The following is a 23,581-nucleotide window of genomic DNA, read 5'->3' as shown; positions in this document are numbered from 1 at the left end:
AGGGTCTGGGGTACCTGGTGGGAAACGCGGTGGACTCGGTAGTCGACCCCTTCGCCTACGCGATGCAGGATTTCGCGAAGTCGGTTGACGAGTACATCACGAAGTTCCAGGAGTGGGCCTCGAACTTCGGCATCTGGGTGCCACCGATCAACATGACCATTGTGGTCAACGGTCTGCTCGGCGAATACCCCCAAGCCGACGCGGAGCTCTCCGCCGAGCTGGCCAAGCACTACTTCGACGAGTCGAGCCGCATCTCGGACTTCAGCGAGGAGCTGCTGCGGATCAGCTCCGAGCTGAAGTTCAGCTTCGAGGGCGCGACGGCGTCCTCGGTCGACGAGAAGATCGCTGAGGTTCAGCGCAGCCTCTACGACTACGCCCAGGCCATGTCCAAGGTCGGCATGGGAGTCATGAACTTCAACTCCCAGATCGTGCTCATGAAGAGCATGTACCAGGCGAACCTCGCGCTGCTGGCCTACGAGGTGATCCGAGCGATCGTCGTGGCGCCCATCAGCTTGGGCGGCAGCCTGGGCACGATCCCGGCCACGTTCATCGCGCGCACCCTCGCGGCCAAGACGATCGCCAGGAACGCGATGGACGCGGTCACGCGCATCGTCGCGCGCCACGGCCCGATCCGCACCATCACCCTCGGCGGGCTCAAGGCCGCTGCGCGACAGGCACCGAGGGTGGTGGCCAAGACCGTCGCCATCACGGTCCCGAAGCTCATCGGCAAGGGCATCGTCGCCGGCGCGGGCAAGCTCAAGACCGCAGCGGTGACCTCGGCTGGACGCGTCGCTGCTGGTGCTTCACATCTGGCGCACAACCCCATGAACGTGGTGCACGGCGCGGGCAGGGGAATAGCCGCGGCGGGCAGAGGTCTGACCACGGCTGGCAAGGGTGCGGCCGGGGTGGCGGGCAGGGGGCTGGCCAGGATCGGAAACGTGTTCCGGCCGTCCACGATCGCCGGGCGCGGGGCCGCGCAACGGGTGCAGCACGCGCTGGCGGAACGGCTGGTCAACCAGGCCCTGCGCAGGGGCACCCAACAGGGCGCGGGGCGCTTCGCCAGAGCCCAGGCGATGCGCAGGGGCATGGCCGGTCGAGTGATGAGCACCGCGACGAACCGCGAGGTCGCTCGCCTCGTCGCGGCGCGGTTCGCGGGACGGGAACTGCCGCAGACGGCGCTGGAGCCGGCGCTGCGCAGGCAGCTGATCAACCAGATGGACCGGACCCTGGCCGAAACGAGCGCGCGCCGTGAACTGTGGCAGCGCATCAAGGGCTACGGTCTGCGCTCGGCCCTGCTCTACGGCGTGGGCACCGATGTCGGCGCGCAGATCATGACAGGTGCGCGCACCAACGGCTTCTACCAGTACAACCCCTTGGCGACCGTGCAGGCGTTCGTCGGCGCGGCTCTCGGTGGAGCTCCGCTCGGCTTCGCCAACCGGACCATGGGCTACCTCACGCTGGGCGCCGTCGGCGGTATCGCGGGCGCGTACGCCTCCTACGGCGTGCAGGAGGTGGCGGTCTCACTCGGGGCCGCGCCCGCGGACGTGATCGCGCAGCGCGCGGCGCGCGGCAACCTCCCCGCGGAGGAGCTGTCCGCCGAGAACCTCTGGCAGGCAGCGGTCGGTGGTGCTCTCGGTGGTACCTGGGAGCAGGTCATCGGTGAGCGCAGCTGGGCCGACGCCCGGATGGCCGCCAAGGACTTCAGGCTGAAGGTCGGCTCACAATGGCAGTCCTCACTTCCCGACATGTTCGGCTCGGCCCCCTCGCCGATCACCCCGCCGGACCCCTCGCTCGCCGGCGGCGGGCAGACCGGCGGGCAGCCCAGCACCGGCGGTGGGCAGACCGGTAGCGGCCAGACCGGCGGTGGCCAGCGCGGCGGCGAAAGCGAGCAGAGGCGCGTCGCCGAGCCGAGTCAGCCCGCCCCGCAGCAGCAGAACCCGGACACCTCGCAGGGGCAGGGCGGGAACACCCCGACCCCGGAGCGCGCCGCGGAGACCCGCAGCCCCAACCCCTCGCCCGAGAACCAGGCGCAGGCGCGGCAGGGACAGCAGGGACAGCAGGGACAGCAGGGACAGCAGGGACAGGCTCAGCCCGAGGGCGTCCCAGAGAGCAACACGAACACCAATACCGGCGAGGCCAACACCGGGAACACCAACACCGGCGGCAGCAGCGAGGCGCAGAACCAGTCGGGCGAGGCGAACACCGGTCAGACCAACCCCGATGGCGACCCGGGCGCGGACACCGGTTCCCGCAACACCGGCGAATCCGGCGACCCGAACACGGGTGAGGCGAACACCGGGGACACCGGCAACACCAACACCAACGAGGGCGACACCGGCAGCACCAGCTCCGAAGGCGGTGACCAGCGGCGAGGTGGGGACACCTCCACCGGCGACGGGGGCCGGCGCGGCAGCACCGTCGGCGACACCCAGCAGTCGCCCGAGCAGACGCTGGAGACTCCGGAAGACCGGATGGCGGAGTTCACCACGGAGGGCGAGAACACCGAGGCGCCCGTCGTGCACTCCGAGGAGATGGCGAAGGCGTCCTTCTCCGCGGCCATCGAGGACCTCCAGAACCGCGGTGCCGTCACCGTCAACACCGACGCGCAGGGCAGGCCCACCGGCATCACCGCGGTCTCCGAGGACGGGACCGTCGTCGAAGTGTCCCTCGCGGTCGACCCGGACCTGCCGACCGGTGCCGTCCGCGCCGTGCCGGGCAGCTTCGAGCTGACCCCCAACGGCTGGGTGCAGACCAGTCCCGCCCAGATCCACGTGTCCACGGCCATCGCGAACGACACGCTGGGCATGATCGCGCACTCCAAGGCCCAGCTGGACCGGGCGCTGCGGGTGCTGTGGACCAGCAGCCCGGTCGTGGAGGCCGGCAACGTCGGTGCCGGCAACGGCAGGGCCACCCCCGCCGACCCCGACGTGGCCAGGGAGGGCGAGAGCTGGCACACGGTGCCGCGCGCCGTTCAGGTCGAGGACCCCAAGACCTCGCCGGAGAACGACGCCGACAGCGACCTCGACGACTCGGACCGGGCGCTGCGGGTGCTGACCGAGGAGCTGCAGCGGCTGCAGAACGGCGAGCAGACCGGCTCCCCGGACGGCAGCCCCAGGCCGATCGCGGTCACCGGTCACGCCGAGGCCAAGGTCCCGTCGGCGAAGCGGGCGGCGCTGGCGTTCGTCCAGCCGGAAGAAGAGCCCCGGCTGAACACGATGCTCGTGCACTACTCGACCAGCACCCGCATCGCGGTCGACGTCGTGGTGGACTTCGAGGCCGACCACATCGTGGTCGACGCCGGTGACTGGATCGGACTGCACGACGGGACGATCGCCCAGCAGACCACCGCGCGGGTCACCATCCCGGCGACGGCCGACGCGGAGCAGATGCGCTCCTACATCGACACCGCGTTGCGCGAACTGCACAACACCGTGCCGGGCAACGATCCCGACGGAGCTCTGCCGCACGCCAGGACATCGCACAACGCCGAGAGCACCTCGGGAGAGACCCGGACCAAGCCGCTCGAGGACAAGGTCGAGGTCAGCGCCGACTCCGAGTACCACGAGGAGTTCGACGGCGAGCTCGTCGACGCGGTCCGGCGGCTCGTCGGGCAGACCGCGGTCGATCCGGACACCGGTGCCGCGCTCCCGGTGCGGATGGAGGAGGTCAGCGACGAGCTGATCCGGCTGCACTTCCCCGACGGCACGGTCGTCGACGCCCAGATCCGCACCGTCAACGACCTGCGCGCGGGCGGTATGCGGATCACCCCGCCGCAGCGGGTCGTCGTCGACGGCGTGCTGCGGCAGGCGACGCCGATGCTGATCGAAGTCTCCGGGTTCGGCCCGGACAACGCCGGTCAGCGCCGGATGATCGCCGGCGTGCTGACGCGCAAGGCGCTGATGCGCGCGCACGAGCTGGTCATGGGTGAGGGCCTGCTCGCCGACGGCGAACTCATGCTGCGCACCAGCCACCGGGCGACTCCGGTGCTCTCGGCGGTCAACTCCGCGGTGCCCTCCGCGCGGGTGAGCTCGGACCCCGACGCCCCCGGCGACCGCTCGCGCTACACCGTGCGGCTGGCGGGACCGGAGCACACCGAGGACGTCCAGCGGATCATCCTCGCGATGGAGGCGAGCGGGCACACCCTCGTCGCCGACGAGCACAGCGACGGCCTGGTCAACGGCTGGACCGCGGGCGGGCTCGGGGTGAGCACCACGTGGCTCACCCCCGGCGGCGACACCATCGTGCTGAACCTGGAGACCCCGGCCTCGCTCACCGCGCGGCTGACCGGGCTCAGGACCGAGCAGGAGCTGGACTCCCTCGCCGAGGACGACCCGCTGCGGGACGCGCTGGCGAAGCGGATGGAAGAGGTGTACCGGGCCGTCCCGGTGCCCGACGGCGTCGCGGAACTGAGCGCCACGGGCGACTGGCGCGAGACCGCCGACGAGCTGCTCTCCCGGCCGAGCGCCGAGCCCCCCGCAGACCCCCGCGAGCGGGCGATCAAGCTGGTGCAGCAGGCCGTCGAGGAGGCAGGCAAGGGCATTGACCTGGTGCAGGACCTCGCGCTGCCCGGAGACAGCCCCTCGACGCTCGCCGGGATGGCGCGGCTGCCCGAGACCGGCCACGCCGACGCCGCCCGCGACCTGCTGCAGCGGCTGCACGGAGTGGGACTGCAGCTGGACGGGCCGATCGTCAACGCGTGGGCCGACGGGGACAGCGGCCTCGTCGTCCAGCTGCGCGACGTGCAGACCGGGCAGCTGGTGCGGTTGCGGCTGGTCACGCCGCAGGGCGCGGAGGCTCGCAACGTCGTCAACGGGCTGACCCGGTTGGAAAGCGCTCAGCCCCGCCTGGCCGAGGCCATCGAGGAGCTCAAGGCCACCCAGCGCGAGCTTCAGCGTCGCGCCGACGAGGGCACGCTCACCGCGGAGGAGATCGACCGCAGGGTCGAGAGGTTCCGCAAGGAGCTGGAGCAGCGCGAGGAAGCCCTCCGACAGCAGCAGAAGCAGCAGGAGGAGTCCACCGAGCCGTCGGTGCGGCGGGCGGAGCCGGAGCAGACCCCCGAGCAGACGCAGGAATCGGAGCAGGAGCAGGGCGATCCGCTGGAGCGCGCGCTCGCCGACCTCGAGCGCAGGCTCGAGCAGCTGGAGCAGCGAGAGGCGCAGCTGACGCTGCAGGAAGCGGAGCTGAAGCAGCGGCAGGCCGAGCTGGCCGAGTCCAGGATCGTGCCGCGCGGCCTGGACACCGTCCGGCCGGAGTTCACCCCGATCGTGCGCTCGGCCTTCACACAGGCCAAGGCGCCCGACTGGGTCGCCGATGCGGTCGACGGCGAGGCCGCCGCGCAGCGGCTCGGCGAGATCCCCGAGGACATGCCCGAGCTGTCGCTGGGCGCGATGGCGGCCTTCTCCGACTCCGCCGAGGACACCAAGCGGATCACCGAGGCGCACCAGAAGGCCCTGCAGACCCGCGCTGAGAACCTGCGTCAGCTCGAGCACCTGCAGGCACTCGTCAAACCGACCGCGTCCCTGCGCTACCTCAAGGACATCCGGGGCAATCTCCGGGAGCTGGCGAGGCTGCGCAAGCTCGCGCGGAAGGAGAAGTGGGCCGACACCTCCCGGCCGATCACCGCCAAGGAACTCGTGGCGACCGGTGTCTACGAGGAACTGGTCGACGCGGAGGCGTTGAAGCGCTGGTACGGCTTCAACGACCTGCGAGTGGAAAAGGAGCAGAAGCGCCTCGCCGCGCGGGACGCCCGCGTGCTCAACGAGATCATGAAGGACATCGGCGGGTACGAGACCGCCGTGACCGGTCCGGTCGCCGTGCGCTGGGGCTTCGAGGACCTGCTCGCGACCGTGGGCGCGGACGAGGCGAAGCTCATCGGGCACCGCTTCACCCACACCAGCCCGATCGCGGCCTCGACCAGCACCGAGCACGCCGCCGAGAACGCCTACGAGGCCGTCGTCTACGTGCCTGACGGCGCGCGGGTGGTGCACATCGGCTCCGACAGCGGGACGGCGGACACCGTGCTGCCCGCCGACTCGGAGTTCGAGGTCGTCCGCGTCCGCGAGGTCAACGGCAAGGTCCAGCTGCACATCGTGCTCACCGGAGGGCCCGCGCTGGGCACCTCCTCGAACGACGCCTCCGACGCCGACGCGGACACCGAGGACGAGGGCGTCACCGAACGGGTGCTGCGCAACCTCTACAACGCGATCGACCAGACCGCCGACGAGGTCAAGCGCGAGGAGGAGCTCGCCCCGAACGGCGACCTGCGGCCGCACGTGCTGGTGACGCTGCCGACGGAGGGGCACGCCGACCACGTCCGCGCTCTGCTGCGGGAGATGCAGGAGTACTCCCTGCACGTGGACGGGCCGATCGTCAACGGGTGGCCCGACGGCGACCCGGGACTGCGCTTCACCGCGCGCGACGTCCACACCGGTGAGCGGGTCGAGGTGCGGGTGGTCACCGAGGAGGGCGCCCGCGTCCGCCGGATCACCAACACCATCGCCAGGCTCGGCGCGAAGGTGGACACCAGCACCGAGACGATCACCCAGCTCAACGGTCTCAAGGAAACGCTGCGCACCTCCCCCGGCACCGAGGAGGAGAGGGCCAAGGCCCAGGCCAAGCTGGACGAGGAGTTGGACGCGCTGCAGCGCAGGCAGGAAGCGAGCGAAGCACGGCGTCGCGCGCTGCTGCCCAGGGCGGAGGCGCTGCGCGAGGCCCTGGTCACCCCGGCCGGGGTCGAGTCCGTGCGCGCACCGCAGCGGATGAGCCGCGACGAGGCGGCGCTGCGCAACGAGACGGTGGACCTGGCCGTCGACGCCGACGAGGGCTCGGTCAAGCTGATGACCGACGCCTCCGGCTGGACCATGGGCATCGACCGCTCCTGGCGGATCACCGATGCCGACGTCGACGCGCTGCACGGGCTCACCGGCATCGGTTCCGACGTGCGCAACAACGCCTACCGCGCGGTGATGGCGGCCCGCCCGGTCGAGGAGCGCACCGATCCGGTCACCGGCAACGAGCTCTTCGCCACCGGGCTCTACGAGGACCCCAGCGGTCGCTACACCGAGCGGGAGCTGCGCCGGGAGGCCAGGAAGGACGCCCGGTACCTCAACGGCGCCGTCGAGGTCTTCGACAAGGTCAAGCCGACCAAGAAGCCGGTGAAGCTGTACTGGGGCTACGACAACCTCGAACGCCTGGTCGGGCAGTTCGGCGACCCCGGCGAGCTGCACGGCAGGCGGTTCACCAACCACGCGCCGACGTCGACCTCGGTCGTCCCGGTCAACTCCGGGCACCCGCACCGGGCCAACGTCTACGTGCCGAGCGGGAACAAGGTCATCCACCTCGGTGACCTGTCCGGCACCGTCTCCGAGCGCGAGGCGCTGCTGGCGCCCGGCGCGGAGTTCGAGATCATCGACACCCGGGTGGTCAACGGCGAGCTCGTGCTCGACCTGCTGCTCGTGGGCACCACCGCGAACCCCTCCGAAGCCGCGCAAACGTTCGAGGACGCGCGGGAAACCCCCGAAAGCACCGAGCTGGACGACGCCGCGACCGAACGGGCCATCGAGGTCCTGCGCGAGGCGTCGGCGCTGGCGATGGACGAGGGCAGGCCGGAGACGGTTCCGAGCACGCTCGCCTCGATGGTGATGACGGGCACCGCGCCGGTGACCCCGTCCGGCACCGCGCTGCTCTCCGCCGCGCGGGACGTGCTCGAAGCCGCGCGCGACCACGACCGGGCGCTGACGGCCGACCGCGTGCACGCGGTGCGCGAGCTGCTGGGGCTGGCCAGGTTGGACGCGGAGACGACCGCGGCCGTCTCCACCGTCGTCACCGAACTGGACGACGCCACGCGAGAACTGATCGGCAAGGTCGCGAAGTCCGTCGCACAGGAGATCTCCGACCTCTCCGGGCGCCCCGTCGCCGAGGTGCAGCGCATCATCCAGGACACCGTCAGCACGGCGACCGTCCTGGCCGACCCCGACACCGACGCGCGCGCGGTCATCGACTGGTCGGTCGGGGACGGGCGGCTGGCCGTCCGGGTCGAGGCCGGGGTCACCGTCGCCGAACTGGCGGGCCGCGTCGTGCAGAAGACCGCCCACCTGCTCCAGGGCGATCCGCGCGGCCTGCCGACGGAGGTCTTGCGGCACAGGGAGATCGAGGCGCACAAGGCCGAGCTGGCGCTGTACCGGTCGCTGCCGGTCTCGGTGCTCACCAAGGAGCTGGCCAGGGTCGCGACGTGGACGCCGGACATGGTCGAACGCGGCGCGGACGCCCTCAACCTCGCAGACAGCCCGCTGCTGGCCGCGCTGACCGATGGCGACAGCTCCCCGTGGCACTCGCGGCGGGAGGACCCGCTGCGCGGCCAGCTCAACCGCGCGGGCGAGGTGATGCGCTCGTTGCGTCCCGGTGACGCGATGACGCCTTCGACCGCTCAGCTGCACGGCATGGTCGACAGCGTCGTGGCAAGCGTGCCCGGTCAGCGCGTCCGGGTCTCCGAGGACGCGTTGAACGCCTTCGTCGACGCACTTCCGGTGGTCGCGGGAACGCGCGTGGACACCTACATCGCCTCCCCCTCGATGCGCTCCGCCGCGTCCAACGAGTACTCCGCCGCGCTCGCCACCGCCGACGAGCCCGGCAGCGCCGGGGCGGCCCACAGGGAGAGCCTGCGGCAGTTCGCCGCCGCTCAGCTCGCGGGGCGCTTCAGCAGGAACGAGGACGAGATCACGCTGGAGCCGCTCGCCGACGGGCGGTCCTTCCGGGTGGTCGCCGACGGTGAGACGCTCGCCGTGCTCGCCGTGCACAGCTCGGTCGAGGACCTGGCGTTCCGCTTCTGGGCGAACGGTCACCTGGCCGAAGAGGGCAGGACCAGCTTCGAGACGCCCGATTTCCTCGGGCTCGGTGTCGTGCACGGCCCGAACGACCTGATGCTGGGTGTGTCGCTCACCGCGACCACGCCCGGCGAGGCGCTGAGCACGCTGATCCAGCGGGTCGCCGACGACCCCGCTGACCAGCAGGCCGTCGCGGACCTCAGGCAGGCGCTGGCGCTGGCGTCCAAGGCGCTCGCCGAGCTGCACGCGCACACCCGTGCGGCCGCCGGCGAGGACGCACCGGCCGGGGCGCACTGGCTGGGGCTCGCCACGGAGTTCGCCGAGGCCGCCCGCGCGATGGCGGTGGCCGACGGCAACAACGACCTGGTGACCGGCGAGGTGGTCACGGCGCTGGCGCGCACCACCCGGACCGCGGAGTTCCTGCCGAGCCAGTGGATCTCCGCTGTGCACGGCGACTCGCCCGTCGACAACTTCCGCTTCTACCGGGACGAGCACGGCACCGGCAGGCTCGTCGTGCTCGACAGCACGGGTGAGCCCGCCGCGGTCCGCAGCGACGTGGACATCCGCGAGCTCGGCGACTCCCTGCGTTCCCACCTCGTCGACGCGGGCAGGCGCGACCTCGCCCAGGAGCTGGTCCAGCACTTCCGGGACTCCTACGACTCGGCGACTCGCGGCCTGGTGCTGGACGACGAGCTGGGCAGCTACCAGAAGTTCGTCGCGGCGCAGCAGGTGCTCAACGCCTACCGGGAGTTCGCCGAGACCGGTGACCGCACCGTGGTCGAGGACGCCGTGCGGACGCTGCACGACCTGCTCGACCCCGGTCTGGCCACCGTGGCCGCCACCCCCGTGACCGATCTCGACGCCGTGCGCGCGGAGATCGCCAGGGTCGCGGAGCTGGGCGTTGACGCGATCGCCGACGTGGTCGGGACGGCCAACGGCTACTCGCGGGAAGACCTCGTCGACGAGATCCACCAGATCGTCGAGACGATGACGATGCTGCCCGACGGCAGCATCCTCGCGGTGCTGAACTGGGCGGACGGGCAGGTCTCCATCCTGATGGAGCCCGGGGTCACCGTCGGCGAGATCGCCGGCCGCGTGGTGCACGAGGTCACGCACTGGCTGCAGGGCCCGCCGCAGGGACTGGGCACGCTGGAGCTGCAGGAGCGCGAGGTCGCGGCCCACATGGCCGAGCGGTCCGTCTACCTGGCGATCCCGGCCGAGGCGCGGACCCCGCGGATGACCGCGATCGCCGAGGCGCTGGACTTCGAGTCCATCGTGCGCAACGAGCTGCACCGGCCGGACAGCGAGTACCTGGCCGCGCTCAGCAGCGGCGAAACGATGCTGCAGCGGTCCACCGACGACGAGGTGCTCTCCAGCGCCGCTCGGGAGCAGGCCTTCTGGGAGGCCGTGACCTCGCTCGGCATCTCACTGGACGCGGCCCGGCTGGTCCAGCCGGGCACCGACGTCGACCTGCGCGAGCTGCACCGGCTGTTCGGGTCCCAGGATCTCGCTGGCGCGATCGTCACGGCACTGGCGCGCGGCATGGAACACGCCAAGGCCATCGGCAAGGTCCAGGACGAGCCGATGCGCCGGGCGATGCTGCACCACGCGTGGATCGGCGCCGACGACGAGGGCAAGGCACGCGTTCCCCAGTCGCTGCTGCGGGTGGCCATCGCCAACCGCTACGGGGAGAACGTTCCGACGCGGGTCGCCAAGTTCCAGGTTGAGGTGGCCCGGCTCAGCCCGGAGATCGCGCCACTGCCCGCCGACATCGGCCACGCGGCCGAGCTGTTCGGCTACAGCCGCTCCAACGCCGCCGACATGGCGGACTTCGGTGCGGCACTGGAGCTGGCGGGCATCGACCCGCAGGCCCTGTCCCACACCCAGCTGAGGGCGCTGCGCTCCGCGGCGGCCGACCTGTCCGTGCGCGGTGGTCTGGCGACGGCCGCGCAGCGGCGCGCCGCGATCGAGGACGACCCGGAGGCACTGGGTGCCGCCGTGCGGCTGCGCCCCTCGTTCCTGGAGCCCGCCCAGTCCCCCCTTCCCCTGCCCCTGCCCGAGGACTCCGCGGCGCGGGCGGCGCTGGACGCGAGCGCGCGCCAGGTGCTGCTGCAGTTCCTGCACGGCCAGCCCGCGGGCTCTCCGGTCGCGGGCGGCAGCCTCGCCTCGCCGCGGCTGTGGGACCAGGTGCGCTCGACGATCTACTCCTACGGCATCGGCGCCGCGGCGCTGATGGTCAGCCAGCTGCCCGGCGCCCGCCAGGTGTCCGGTCTCGCCGACGCCGACTTCGTCGCACTGGTCGGCGATCCCAACGCGCCCACGCGCGCGCAGCAGGAGTTCCTCAACGACTCGTTCCTGCGCATCGAGTGGACGATGCCAGGTGAGGGCACGCTCGGCGCGGCGCTGGACCGCGCGGGCGCGCGCACGGGCACCGCTGAGCTGGACGAGACCTCCGAAGCCGACCTCGCGGCCGTCGCCGACCAGCTCGGCGTGCGGATCGTGCTGGTCTCCGAGGACGGGTCCGTCGTGGAGCACGGGCAGTCCGGGCGACGGCGGCTCGTCGTGCTGCGCCAGGGAACCCACTACTTCCCGGCGCACACCCAGACGCGGAAGATGCCCGCGCCGCTGGGTGAGGCTGCCCAGCCCGGCTCCGCAACGGACGCCACCTACGTCAGCATGGGAGCCGACAAGACCGTCGCCGCGCTCACCGCGCAGGAGGTCCTGCGGCGGCTGGTCCCGGAGTTCACCGGCCAGATCGACCCCGACGCGCTCGCCGCGGCCGGGCTCTCCAAGGCGGAACTGCGCGTCATCGCCGCCACGACCGCCCCCGAGCTGCTGCCCGCCGTGATCGCCGCGCACCTGGTGCGGGGCGCGCGGGGCATGCGGTTCATGCCGCTGTTCGAAGATCCGCTGTTGGTCAGGCGGCAGCTCGTCCTGCTGATCAGCGAGGAGTCCGGGCACCGCGAGCGCGTCCCGCTGCAACTGCTGGACATCGCGCTCAACCGCCTCTTCGGCACCGACCTCCCGGCCTACGCCGTGCAGGCGAGGGCCGGGCTGGTCGTGCTGCACGGCGAGGCCCCCGCGACCAACACCCCCGTCCGCCTTCCCCGCCGGGTCGCCCCGCGCCTGGCGGAGATCACGCCGTTGGAGGCGCTGCGGCACTACGTTCCCGCGTTCGCCGGGGACATCGACGCGACCGCGCTGCGCGAGGCCGGGCTCGACGTCCAAGCCCTGCGTCAGATCTCCAGGGTGTTCGGGCCGGTCCAGGCGCCGGCCGCGGTCGTCACGGCCCTCGCCCTCGGCATGGACCACCTGCACCGGGTCATGGGCCAGCCGCTCGACCCGATCATGCTCCGCGGCGACTGGTCGTTCGCGTGGTCCGGCCTCAGCGACGAGGCGCTGGCGCGGATTCCGGTCGAGTTGTTCCAGCTCGCGATCGAGCGCAGCTTCGGCAGCCGCGTGCCCGACGAGGTCCAGGAGCTGCGCGACGCGCTGCCCGGGGCGCGTGAGCGCGTCGCGCAGCGACAGGCCGGGCCCACGGCCGAGGAGTCGGCGGAGACCGAGGAAGCCGAGCAGGAGAGCGAAGCACAGACGGCGCCGCCGCTCAGGGTGGCGGTCCCGGTCCTGCTGGAGTGGGAGAACGGCACCAAGAACTCGGTGCACGTCGAAACCCACAACCGGTTCGTCGCCGACCCGGACATCCCGATCACCCTCGAGTCGCCCGACGCCGACCACTACCTGCTGGACATCGGCTCCACCACCGCGCCCCTGGTCATCCGGATCGAGCAGGACGTCACCAAGCCGTACCTGGAACTCGGTCCGGACGGCCGCCTCGTGCTGACCGTCCCCCTGCTGCCGGAGGACACCGCCGGTGCGCGGGCAGTGCTCGGCCCGCTGCTCGCCCAGCTCCCCGCGCTGGCGAGCGATCTGCTGACCGAACAACGCCCGAACCTGCCGGTGGCACCGCAGAACGTCGCGGTCCCGGTCCTGGAACCGTGGCAGAACCGCACAGAGACCGAGGTGCGCCCCCAGGTCCTCGACAGGCTCTTCGAAGCCTCGGACATCCCGGTCACCGACGATCCGACCAACAGCGACGGACTCCTGCTGCACATCGGCCCCAACGCCGAGCCGCTGGTGATCCGGGTCGACACGAACGCGGCCGGACCGCATGTCGAGGTCGGCCCGGACCCCGGTGTCGTGCTGGTCGTCCCGGCGCTGCCGGACAGCGGCATCGACCAGCAGGTCGTGCTCGGTTCACTGCTCGCCCAGCTCGCGGACCTGGTGACCGAGCACCGCGCCGAACTGGCGGCGGAGGCCGCGCGTCAGCGTGCTGCCGCACAGGAGGCGGCGGAGCGACGGGCCGCCGCGAACCAGGCCGCCGAAGGCGAACAGCAGGCCCCCGCACAACAGAGCACCGAGCAGCAGGCCCAGACCCAGACTCAGACTCAGGAAGTCTCGGTCCACGACCGGGGTGACGAGGGCGTCACCGTCCACGTGCCGGCCAGGGCGCTGGCGCCGTGGGGCTTCCCCGGTTCCGGGGACACCCTCGACCTGATGGTCGTCGAGGCGCTGCACAACGCCGGTGACGTGCCAGGTGATCGCGCGCCCACGGCAGCGCACGACCTGGCGGTCCAGATCGACGGGGCGAGCGTCCCGGTGGTCTTCCGCGGCGGATCGAACCCGTATCCCGTCGTGGTCGTCGCCATCGCGCGCGACGGTTCGCTGCGGTCGATCGAAGTGCTCGTGTCGTCGCTGCCCACGGAGTCGGCCGACGTCCGGGCCATGTTCGAAGCGGTCGTCGCCCAGCTCCCGGCGGCCGTCGCCGAGGCGCGCACGCACGCCCCCCAGGCCGACCCCCAGCCCGCCCCGGAGGCGGAGACGCAGCCGCTCCCGCTCGTCCCGGACACCGACTTCGCCCGCATCGCCGTGCCGTGGTCCGACGGGACCGCCGACTCGGTCGCCCCGTCCGTCGTGGGGCTCCTGCGCGGACAGGCGCAGACCCAGCAGGTCGAGGAGCTGGCCGACGACGAGGTGCCGGTGCGGATCGGCGAGGACGACGTCCCGGTGCGGATCACGGTGGACACCTCCGTCGCCGAAGCGCGGGTGGACGCCCTTCGCACCGAGTCCGGCGACATGATCGGACTCACCCTCGTCGTTCCGGCCCTGCCCGCTGACACCGCCGAGCAGCTGGGCGTGCTCGCCGGGCTGCTCGCGGAGCTGCAGGGGCTGTTCGCCTCCTCGCGCGACATCGGTGTGCCGCTCGCGGAACTGAGCCCGTGGTCCCACCCGGGCTCGGCGACCGCGATCGCCCCCGACGTGCTCACCGGGCTCAGCGATGACGACGCCGTCGCTGGCGAACTCGCGCCGAGCGGTGACCACCTGCTCGTGCAGCTCGGTCAGGACACCGTCCCGCTGCGGATCAGCGTGGCCATGGACCCGTCCACCGAGCCCCAGGTCTTCGTGACACTGCGGCCGGACGGAACGGTGGAGGCGTTCCAGGCGATCGTCCCGTCGCTGCCGGAGGACCCCGCGGCGCAGCGGCTCGTGGTCGAGCAGATCATGGAACAGCTTCCCGCCGTGCTCGTCGAGGCAGAGCAACGGAACGCGGCCGAGCAGGGAGCCCCTGAGGAGGGCAAGGACGCGCAGGGCAGGCCGACGAGGACCGCGAGCGGCATCCCGCTGGTCTACGACCAAGGCCTGGAGCGCGACGCGAACGGCGACCTGGTTCCGCCGGGTGAGCCAACGCTCGCGGGCTTCATCAACGGCGCCGCCATGGGTCACATCCCCTACGCCGCCGAGCTCGCCGAGATGCTCAACGTCACCGTCGCGGACGTGAACCAGGCCATCAGGTCGCACTGGCAGAAGGTGCTCAGCCCGGACGGCGCGGTGATCGACTTCCGAACGCTGGACGGCCGCCAGATCAGGCGCCTGATCCACATGGACTTCAGCGACCCGCGCCGGGTGCGCACCGCGGTCCGCCCGCACGAGCAGGGCCACGGTCTGCTCGGGCAGGGCCAAGCAGGCTTCGATGAGTCCTCCAGCCGCAGCAGCTCCATCGGCTTCGGCGCGTCGTTGTCGGCCGACGACGTGGTCAACCTGGCCGGCGCGGCCGTCACGTTCCTCACGGGCATCCCGGTCTCGGCCCTGACGATCGGGGAGAACCCGATCTTCTCCGGCAGTGCGGGCAAGAAGGGCTCCTACTCCACCGGCCAGACGGTGATGTCCCAGCAGTACGGCGAGACCAACCACGCCATCGTCACCAACCGAGGACCGGCGACCGCGTTCGAGGTCGCGGTCACCCTGCGGATCTCCGAGCCCAGCGAGGACGACCCCACCAAGTGGGTCGAGGTCAGGACGTTCCGGCCGTTCAAGAGCGCCCCCGACGGCAAGTGGTACCCCGGCTCCCCCGACACGCTGCTCGTCGGCGTCCCGGACTCCTTCCTGCAGCGGGCGGGGAGCAGCGTCCGGCGCGACCTCTCCGGCGTGGACACCACCGCGGCCGACACGCCGCACATGGCGATCGCGATGTGGCACGGCAGGAACGCCACCGTCGACCGGCTCATGGACATGCTCGGCCCGGCCTTGGCCGCGACCGTCCCCGACCTGCACCAGCAGGTCGAGACCGCGGTCCTGGCGTTCGAGGCGGACATGGTCCGCCCGGCGAACCGGGAGAGCGGCTACTCGTTCACGATCGTGGACTCGGCGAAGAACATCGTCGCGCGGCCGATGCTGCGCCCGACGATGGACCCTGCCGGATCCATGATGCTCGGTGGTAGCGACTCCGGGCGCTTCGCCAAGGGCGGGCTGCTGCTGGAGCGCGTCCTGGTCTGGTTCCTCAAGACCGGTGGCGTCACCGCCGTCACCCGCGGTTTCAACTCCGAGGCCGGGGTCGGTTCGAAGCTGCTCAGCCGGCTGGAAAAGTGGATCGGCTTCGTGCTCCCGCACAAGGGCGGCCGCATGTGGGGCCGTTCCGAGACCAGCGCGACCTACTCCGACAAGACGGTCATCGACGTTCGGGTGGGGCGCGAGCAGGCGGTCACGCTGCAGGTGCCCACCGCGATCGAGATCCAGGTGCAGAGCCCGCTCGGGCACAAGGTCGGCGACCCGTCGATCGTGGACAGCACGCTCATCGTCCAGATGTCGCGCCAAGACGCGGTGGAGCACGGCTACCCGACCTCGCGCGACGCGGTCGACGCCAACGGCGAGTCGGTGGACGCGATCCGCAAGGATCCCGACGCGCCCGACGCGAAGCTGCCGGAGCACGTCGCGAAGGTCGGCGTCGGCACGGGCATCCTGGAAGGCCTCGTCCTGCACGACGAGAACGGCCAGCCGCTCGGGGGCAAGCACCAGGGCGACGCGCTCGCGTCGTTCATGCAGCAGGTGCGGGCGATGGCGGCGGACACCGGCGCCGTGCGCGGGACGGTCACCTCCGCCGAGGAGGGCGACAGCTCCCAGGAGAAGCTGACCTGGCGCCGTCGCACGCGGGACAAGCAGGTGCTCAACGAACGGTGGTTCGAGCGCCAGCTCACCGAAGCGATGGTCGAGTCCCAGATCGACCAGCTGGTGCAGAACGGCAAGATCTTCTTCCTCAAGCACCAGGACATGCGCACCCCGGAGATCGAGCGGGTCACCCAGGTCCGGGTCGACGCCAAGCTGGACCACGCGGGCGCCGTCTACCTCGGTACCCAGCGCAAGCAGCTCGCCCGGCTGCTCATCGAGACCGCCGCGGTCTCTTACTCCACCGTCAGGGCCAAGGTCAAGCGCTGGATCACCGGCCGGGGCGGCGACAAGATCGAGTTCGGTGAGTTCGGCCAGGGCGGCGGCAGCGGTCGCAGCGTCAGCACCAGCTCCTCGAACGCCGAGCGCGCCAACGACGTGCACCTGTTCGAGACCGACGGCCGGATGGACGCCTGGCTGGTTCCGATCACCCTGACCGGAACGGTCACCGGGCCGGACGGCAAGCCGCAGACGGTCACCCAGACCGGCATGGTCAAGGTGTTCCTGCCCAAGGGCTTCGCCCAGGAGACGGAGCCGACCAAGGTCGCCGACGTCACCGACAAGAAGGTCTTCGCGACCAACGGCGCCGTGGTCACCTCCGTCGAGTCGCCGGGCCTGCGGGACGCGGTGAAGGGGATCGTTCCCGAGTTGTTCGAGCCCGACTCGGACTCCGTCGAGGTGCTGGAGAGCATGCTCGACAACTCGACGCTGTTCGCCCAGTTCAAGCAGATGATCGCCAACGGCGTCACCAACGACCAGCTCTTCGAGACCTCCGCGGGGCGGCACGGCAAGTACAAGGTCACGATGCGAGCGGTGCCGAAGCAGACCCACCGCATCGGCAACATCCCCAACGCGGTCACCGGCCACTTCACCTTCCGGCTCAACGCGGTCACCGGCAACGTGAGCCGGTCCACCCCGGGCGGCGTCGAGGGCTCCTTCGGCGAGTCCCTCCAGGACCTGCTCGGCCAGACCGGTCTGTCCGCGAACATCAACGCCGCGAGGACCGAGGGCTCCACGCGCACGCAGATCGGCGGTGAGGAACAGCTCCCGCTGACCTTCGAGAACGAGCAGCCGCACCTGCGGACCGAGTTCGACCTGGTCGTCGAGGTCAGCTACGAGCCGGGCGGCAAGCTGCCAGGGCAGCAGGGCTGGACCCGCCAGGTCGTCCACGACGTCGCCATCACCTGGGTCAAGGCCGAGTCCGAGATCATGGAGGACTACGCCGACGGCACGCTGGCGCTGCCGATGGAGGACGTCGCGCGTTCGCTCAAGCGCTGGCGGGAGGACGACGCGGACTTCGGCCGCAACACGGTCACGCTGTCCGCTGTCCGCCTTGCCCGTGCGCAGCAGGCCGCGGGCATGGACGTCGACGTCGACCTGCTCACCGCGGCACTGGAGCAGTACTCCTCGGACGAGCGGGGTGACTTCACCCTCACCACCCGCATCGTGAGCGAGGCGGACCTGGCCAGGCTCGAGGACATCGCGAAGACCGCACCGGCGGCCTCGGTGGCCATGCGGTCGCAGCACCTGCCCGCCTCCTTCGCCAAGGGACAGTCGATCGGTGGCAACGCCGCCGTGCGGTCGCTGCGACTGGAGCACGAGGTCGACGGGCAGCCCGTCGAGGTCCACGAGCACGACCTGCTGATGGAGCTGATCAACGAAAACGCGCCGGAGCTGCTGAACCGCATCCGCGGCCTGCACGGCGGGCTCGCCGCCGAGACGGCGGGCACGCGGATGCGCGGCCAGATGAAGTCCATGTTCAACAGCAAGCACAAGCTGTGGTCCGGAACGGTCCCGGTCGGCGTCGCGGGCGGCAAGCTGCCTGTCACGGCCGAGCAGCTGGCCATCCACGGCAGCATGAAGGCCGTCGGAGACCCGGTGATCGTGGGTCGCGTGCGCGCTCGCGGTATCGAGAACCTGTTCTACGAGTACCAGGAGACGGCCAAATCGGCCGGTGTGAACGTCTCCACGGGCGTGGGCGTGAACAACGCGGGCGCGATCGGTGGCGGCCTCGGTGGCGCGCTACCGGACAACGTCTCGGTGGGCACCGGGCGCGGGAGCTCGGCCACCGGGGAGAACAAGAGCCAAGAAACCACGATTGTCAGCCGCGGCTACTGGAGCGGTGTCCACATCGTGGAGATCCCGGTGGAGCTGACGTTCTCCGTCGACAAGTCGAAGCTGCCGGGCAAGCTGCTCAACAATCTGTTGCTGTCCGGGCGCAACAAGCTCCCGCAGGGCATGTTCAACGTGACGAGTTCCGGTTCGGTGACGGTGCGCGGCGTGCTCACCGTCGAGATCGCCTCCGGACTGGTCTCCGACGAGCGGCCCACGCCGCCGGCGCACATCTCCTTCGGAGAGATGATCGGACCCGCGCCGCACATCGTCGGCACGGATGACGTCCAGACCGAGCCGATGCGGGAGCCGTTCCGGAAGTTCCTCGCGGCCCTCGGCGTCGACATGGCGCAGCACGGCGACATGGCCGACGCGGTGGTCGGCACCGACCACGTCGAGAGCTCCCTCGGCAAGTGGATGGACGGCAAGAACATCTTCTCCGCCGAGAAGATCCCGGCTCGGTTGCGGGCCGGGTACAAGCACGACGAGATCACCGCGACGGCCAAGATGAAGCTTCGCGGTGTGCACGTCACGGCGGAGCGCCCGGACGGGTTCAACCAGGGCTTCGCCGGCAGGAGCCAGCACACCTACTCCTACGGCGTCAGCAACCAGAGCACACTGCCGTTCAGCCTGGGCGCGGGTGAGGACCTCGAGAGCGCCAGCCGCTTCCTGCCGGACGGCGTCGGCGGCAAGCTCAACTACAACGTCGGCGCCCAGCGCGGACGCGGGCTGAGCGTGTGGGGAGGCACCAGGGAGGAGCACTTCCACAAGATCGTCGGCGAGGTCGTCGACGTGTTCGCCTTCTACCACGTGGACTTCCAGGGCACCCGGCACCGGGTGGCCCTCGATGGCACCAAGACGCTGAAGAACAGCGTCTACCGGCCGAACGCCGCGCGCGGCACGGTCCAGTTCAAGGTCTTCTCGCAGGACGTGCCCGCGCTGCTGGCGATGCTGGAGAACCCGGACGCCTGGGACCGCGACTCGGTGCTGGGCCTGGCGGCGCTGAGTCCCGACAAGATCGCCGCGAAGCTGCGGGAGCGGGAGCAGAACTCCCCCCGCTTCAACCTTGACCAGCTCATCGACCAGGCAGCCCGGGCAGCCGACGCCGAAGAGACCCCGTTCGAGAAGCGGGCGAAGTTCGACACCGACTACCCGTTCCTCGGCGCCGCCAAGCAGGCCGAGGCCGCGCTGCCACGCTCCGTCCAGAAATTGCTGGAACGCAACAAGCACAACGACATCACCGGTCAGGTACTGGTGCGCCTGGACAGCGATCCGACGATCGCGCGCGTCGACGAGCACCACGACCTGGCACGGCGCGTGCTCGCCGAGGTCGTCGCCATCCAGAACCGGGTCGACGCGCTGGGCACCGCGGAGGCCCAGCGGGCCGCCCAGCAGGCCGTCGCGCAAATCCAGGCCGCGGCCTCGATCGCGGCGGAGATGATCGCCACCGGTGACCAGATCCCCGCGGCCCGGGCCGCGCTGAGGCGCGCCGAGACCGCCCACGACGAGGCCGAGGCGGTGCTCGCCGAGCAGACCCGACGGCAGGACGAGCCGAGCCTGTTCCAGCGGGTCGGGCAGCGGATGGGCTTCGGCAGGCCCGACGTGGCCGCTGCCGAGCAGGCCGCACGGGAGACCGGACGGCTGCTCGACCTGCGGCGGATGGACGTCACCCGGGCCATGGGCAGCTGGGAGACCGCGGTCCGCCGCGGTGGGGAGCTGCACAACGCGCTCACGGAGCTCGACCGCGCGGTCAAGGGCGTGCTCGACGACCTCGACGGTCTCACCGCGCTGCGCCACACAGAGCTGAGGCACGAGGGTGACTCGCTGGAGACCGCCCGTGGTGTGGCCTCCGAGCTGCGCGCCGAGGTGTTGCTGACGCTGACCGAGCCCGACGGCTCAACGGTGCGCTACTGGGTCGCGCCCGATGGTGGCGTGCGCCGTGACAACGCCGACGGCGGTCCGGCCTTCGAGCTGGACAACGACGAGGTGTTGCAGCGGACGGTCGAGCGCAAGCGCCTGGACCGTGGCGAGCTGATCGAGCGCTCGGTGGCCACCGGCCGCCCGATACACATGCTGGTGGCCGAGGCCCGTGACCCGGCTGTGGTCACCGCCGCGCGCTACGGCGTGCACGTCGACCGCGTCCTGGCCGACGCCGCGGTGCGCCGGGCGGCCATGGAGCAGCGCGGTATCGAGATGGGGGACCTGCGCGGCGACGCGCTGGCCGAGAAGACCGAGGCCGCCCAGCGGCGTTGGGACGGCATGCGCGACGGATTCGCGCAGGCCCTGGTCCAGGGCGGGATCACCGAGCAGGACGTGATCCGCGCTCTCGTCAACCGCATCGACCTCCGCTCCCTCTACTTGCAGCTGAAGGACACGAGCAGCTCGCCAGGCGCCGAACTGCGCAGCATCGCCAACGCCCTGCCCATGTTCGCGGGCCCGGCGACGACCGCGGAGCTGGCCGCGCTGTTCGGCTTCGCGAACACGCCCGCGGACCTGGCCGACTTCAAGCACCTGCTGGCCATGGCGGGCATGGCGGACGCGCTCGACAACTACGACGTGGCACTGCTGCGCGGTGTCGCGGCGGACATGGCCGTTACCCACGGCCTGTTCGAGCCGTGGCAGCGCAGGCAGCTGCTGGAGGTCGACCCCCAGCACACGATCTCCGCGGCGCGGTTGCGCCCGGCCGAGCCCAGCAGGGCTCCGCTGGTCGCCGACGACGCCGCCCAGCGGCAGGCGCGCGCGGGCACCGTCGACGAGATCGTCCGGCGCTACTACCACGGCCTGCCTCTCGGCAGCGCCTACCGCGGCGAGAACGACCTGGGCTCCGACGGTCGCGAGCGGATCGACGACGCGCTCGCGCGGTGGGGTGTGCCCTACGCGGCGTGGGTGGCGACGCAGCTGCCCGGGTCGGCGTACGCGGGCGACTTCACCATGGAGAACCCGACGCGGCAGACCGGGGACCACAACGTCCCGACGCCGACGCAGCTGCGCTACCTCCACGACAACGACGCGTTCACCGGATGGGTGGCCAACGGGTCGATCAACCCGTTCGCGGCGATCTTCCAGCAGCTCCCGGCCGACGCGCTCGCTGACAAGGGCATCTTCACCGCCGAGGAGCTGGCCAAGGACATGATGGCCGCGCTGACGGCTGAGCTGGGTCTTCCCGCGGCCGAGCGCACCCTGTTCCCGCTGGTGGAGGGTTTGCGCAGCGAGGCGCAGCGCCAGGGCGCGCTCGGCGACTGGCGCAACCACGACCAGCTCGGCGGCGCCCTCCGCACGGAGATGCCCAAACTGCTGGCAGCGCGCCACGGCTTGGACGTCCTCGTCGTCGGCAGGGACACGGCCCTCACCCGGTTCGGCGGCGACGGCCACTTCGTCGCGCTGCTGAGCACGGGCGAGCACTTCATGCCGGTGCGCTTCACCGGCACCGCACCCACGCTGCCGGACATGCCCGTGCCGGTCGCACCCCCGGCCCCGGTGCTCCCGACGCGCCCGCCCTACACCGGCAACACGGCGTTCGAGGTCGCGACCGTGCGCTTCGCGGGCGTCTGGGCGAAGGGCACCGCCACCACGATCGACCCCGCGGTCGTCGCAGCGCTCGACGCCTCCCCCACCGTCCCGGTGGTCGTCAGCCCGGACTTCCTCGGCGAGTTCCACCTCAGGACGCCCGGCGGGGGCCGCATCGCGCTGGTGATCGAGACCAGTCCGGACCTCAACAGCCCGCGCCTGTTCCTGAGCAAGAACCCGGACGACCCGACCCGGCTGAGGATGCCACTGCTGCCGACTGACGCCGCGGCGCAGCAGGCCGTCCTGGAGCGGGCCCTTGACGGGCTGCACCAGCGGATCGTCGACGAGCGCGCGAAGTTCGGCGCCCCGTCCGCTCCCGACGACCCCCTGGCCGCAGCGCTCCAGGCGCAGCTTGCCGCGCAGGGCGCGACGCTCGACCCGCTCGCCGACCTGGACTTCTTCACCAACGGCGAGATGCTCGGCCTCGACGGGCAGCCGGTCGCTCCGGGCGAGCTCACGCGCTCCGCGCTGACCGAGGCCGGCGTGATGAGCGGCATCCCCAGGATCGCCGAGTACGCGAAGCAGCTCGACGTCCCCCGCGGCAGGCTGGAAGCCAAGGTCCTGGCCAACTGGGCGGACGTCACCTCCCCCGGTGGCAAGGTGCTGACCCTGACCACCCGCACGGGCGAGACGAAGCGCTTCCGCATCGCCCTCACCCTGGAGGACCTGGTCAAGGTCCGTTCCGGGGTGGTCATGGCCGACCAGGCCCGCGGCAGGTACGCGCGCGGGCTGTGGGGCCAGGCGATGAACCTCGCGCGCGGCAGCAAGCTCGGTGTGACCGTGGCTGCCGGGTTCGGCTCCCTGATCGACACGCTGTCCGGCGTGCCGGGGCTGAGCAAGATCGCCAACGTGACCCTCGGCCGGGTCCTGTCGTGGAGCCAGGCCCAGCAGGTCGGCGGGCAGACGACCCGCGAGAACTACCGGGCGTTCAAGGGCAGCCAGGGTCCGTTCTCCTACTTCGAGGGCAATGCCACGCTCGTCGTCACCGAGATCCGGGCCGACGGGACGGAGGTGCGCTTCGACGCGCTCCCGCACCGGGAATGGTCCGCGGACGAACCGAACACGCTGCGGCTGTCGGTCGACGAGTCCTACCTGCGCCCCGTCACCGACGTCGTGCGCCGCCGCGTCGACCCCGGGCACATCGACGCCAAGATGCCCAGGACCAAGGCCAGCGCGCTGTCCGACCGCGACGGCATCACCGACATGGTCGTCGAGCAGCTGCGCACGGCTCTGGGCTCGCGCTACGAGGAGATGTCCGCGACTGGGCGCGCGGCACTGCGCGCCCAGGTCGAGGACTCGATCCCGCACATCCTGACCGAGTGGCAGAAGGCGGTGAACTCCTCCGTCGAGCTGCCGGTCGTCCTCGACACCGACGAGGTGGTCTTCGCCGAGATCTCGGCGAAGATGCTGATGGACACCGCCGTGCTGATGGGCGACGGCGCCAACTCCTACCTGGAGTTCTGGGGCTACACCACCTACAGCTCCAACGGCAGCGTCTCCATGAGCCGTGGGGCGGGCGTACAGGCCAAGGCCACGTCCAAGGCGTTGCGCGCGAAGCTGAGCCGGACGTGGCAACGGGCCAC

1 pseudogene (only partly in view) is annotated in these 23,581 nt (G+C 71.3%); it reads left to right on the top strand.

Annotated features, from left to right (window positions below):
* Positions 1-29: 29 nt before the first annotated feature.
* Positions 30-23,581 (top strand): annotated as a pseudogene (locus tag CCN37_RS30705) (hypothetical protein) (its annotated part continues 55,069 nt past the right edge of the window); the annotation flags it as partial.

Origin of the sequence: Allokutzneria sp. NRRL B-24872 (assembly GCF_002155965.1) — a bacterium.
Lineage (GTDB): Bacteria > Actinomycetota > Actinomycetes > Mycobacteriales > Pseudonocardiaceae > Allokutzneria.
Note: the sequence above shows the minus strand (reverse complement) of the source record. Positions and strands in the feature narration are given on the sequence as shown.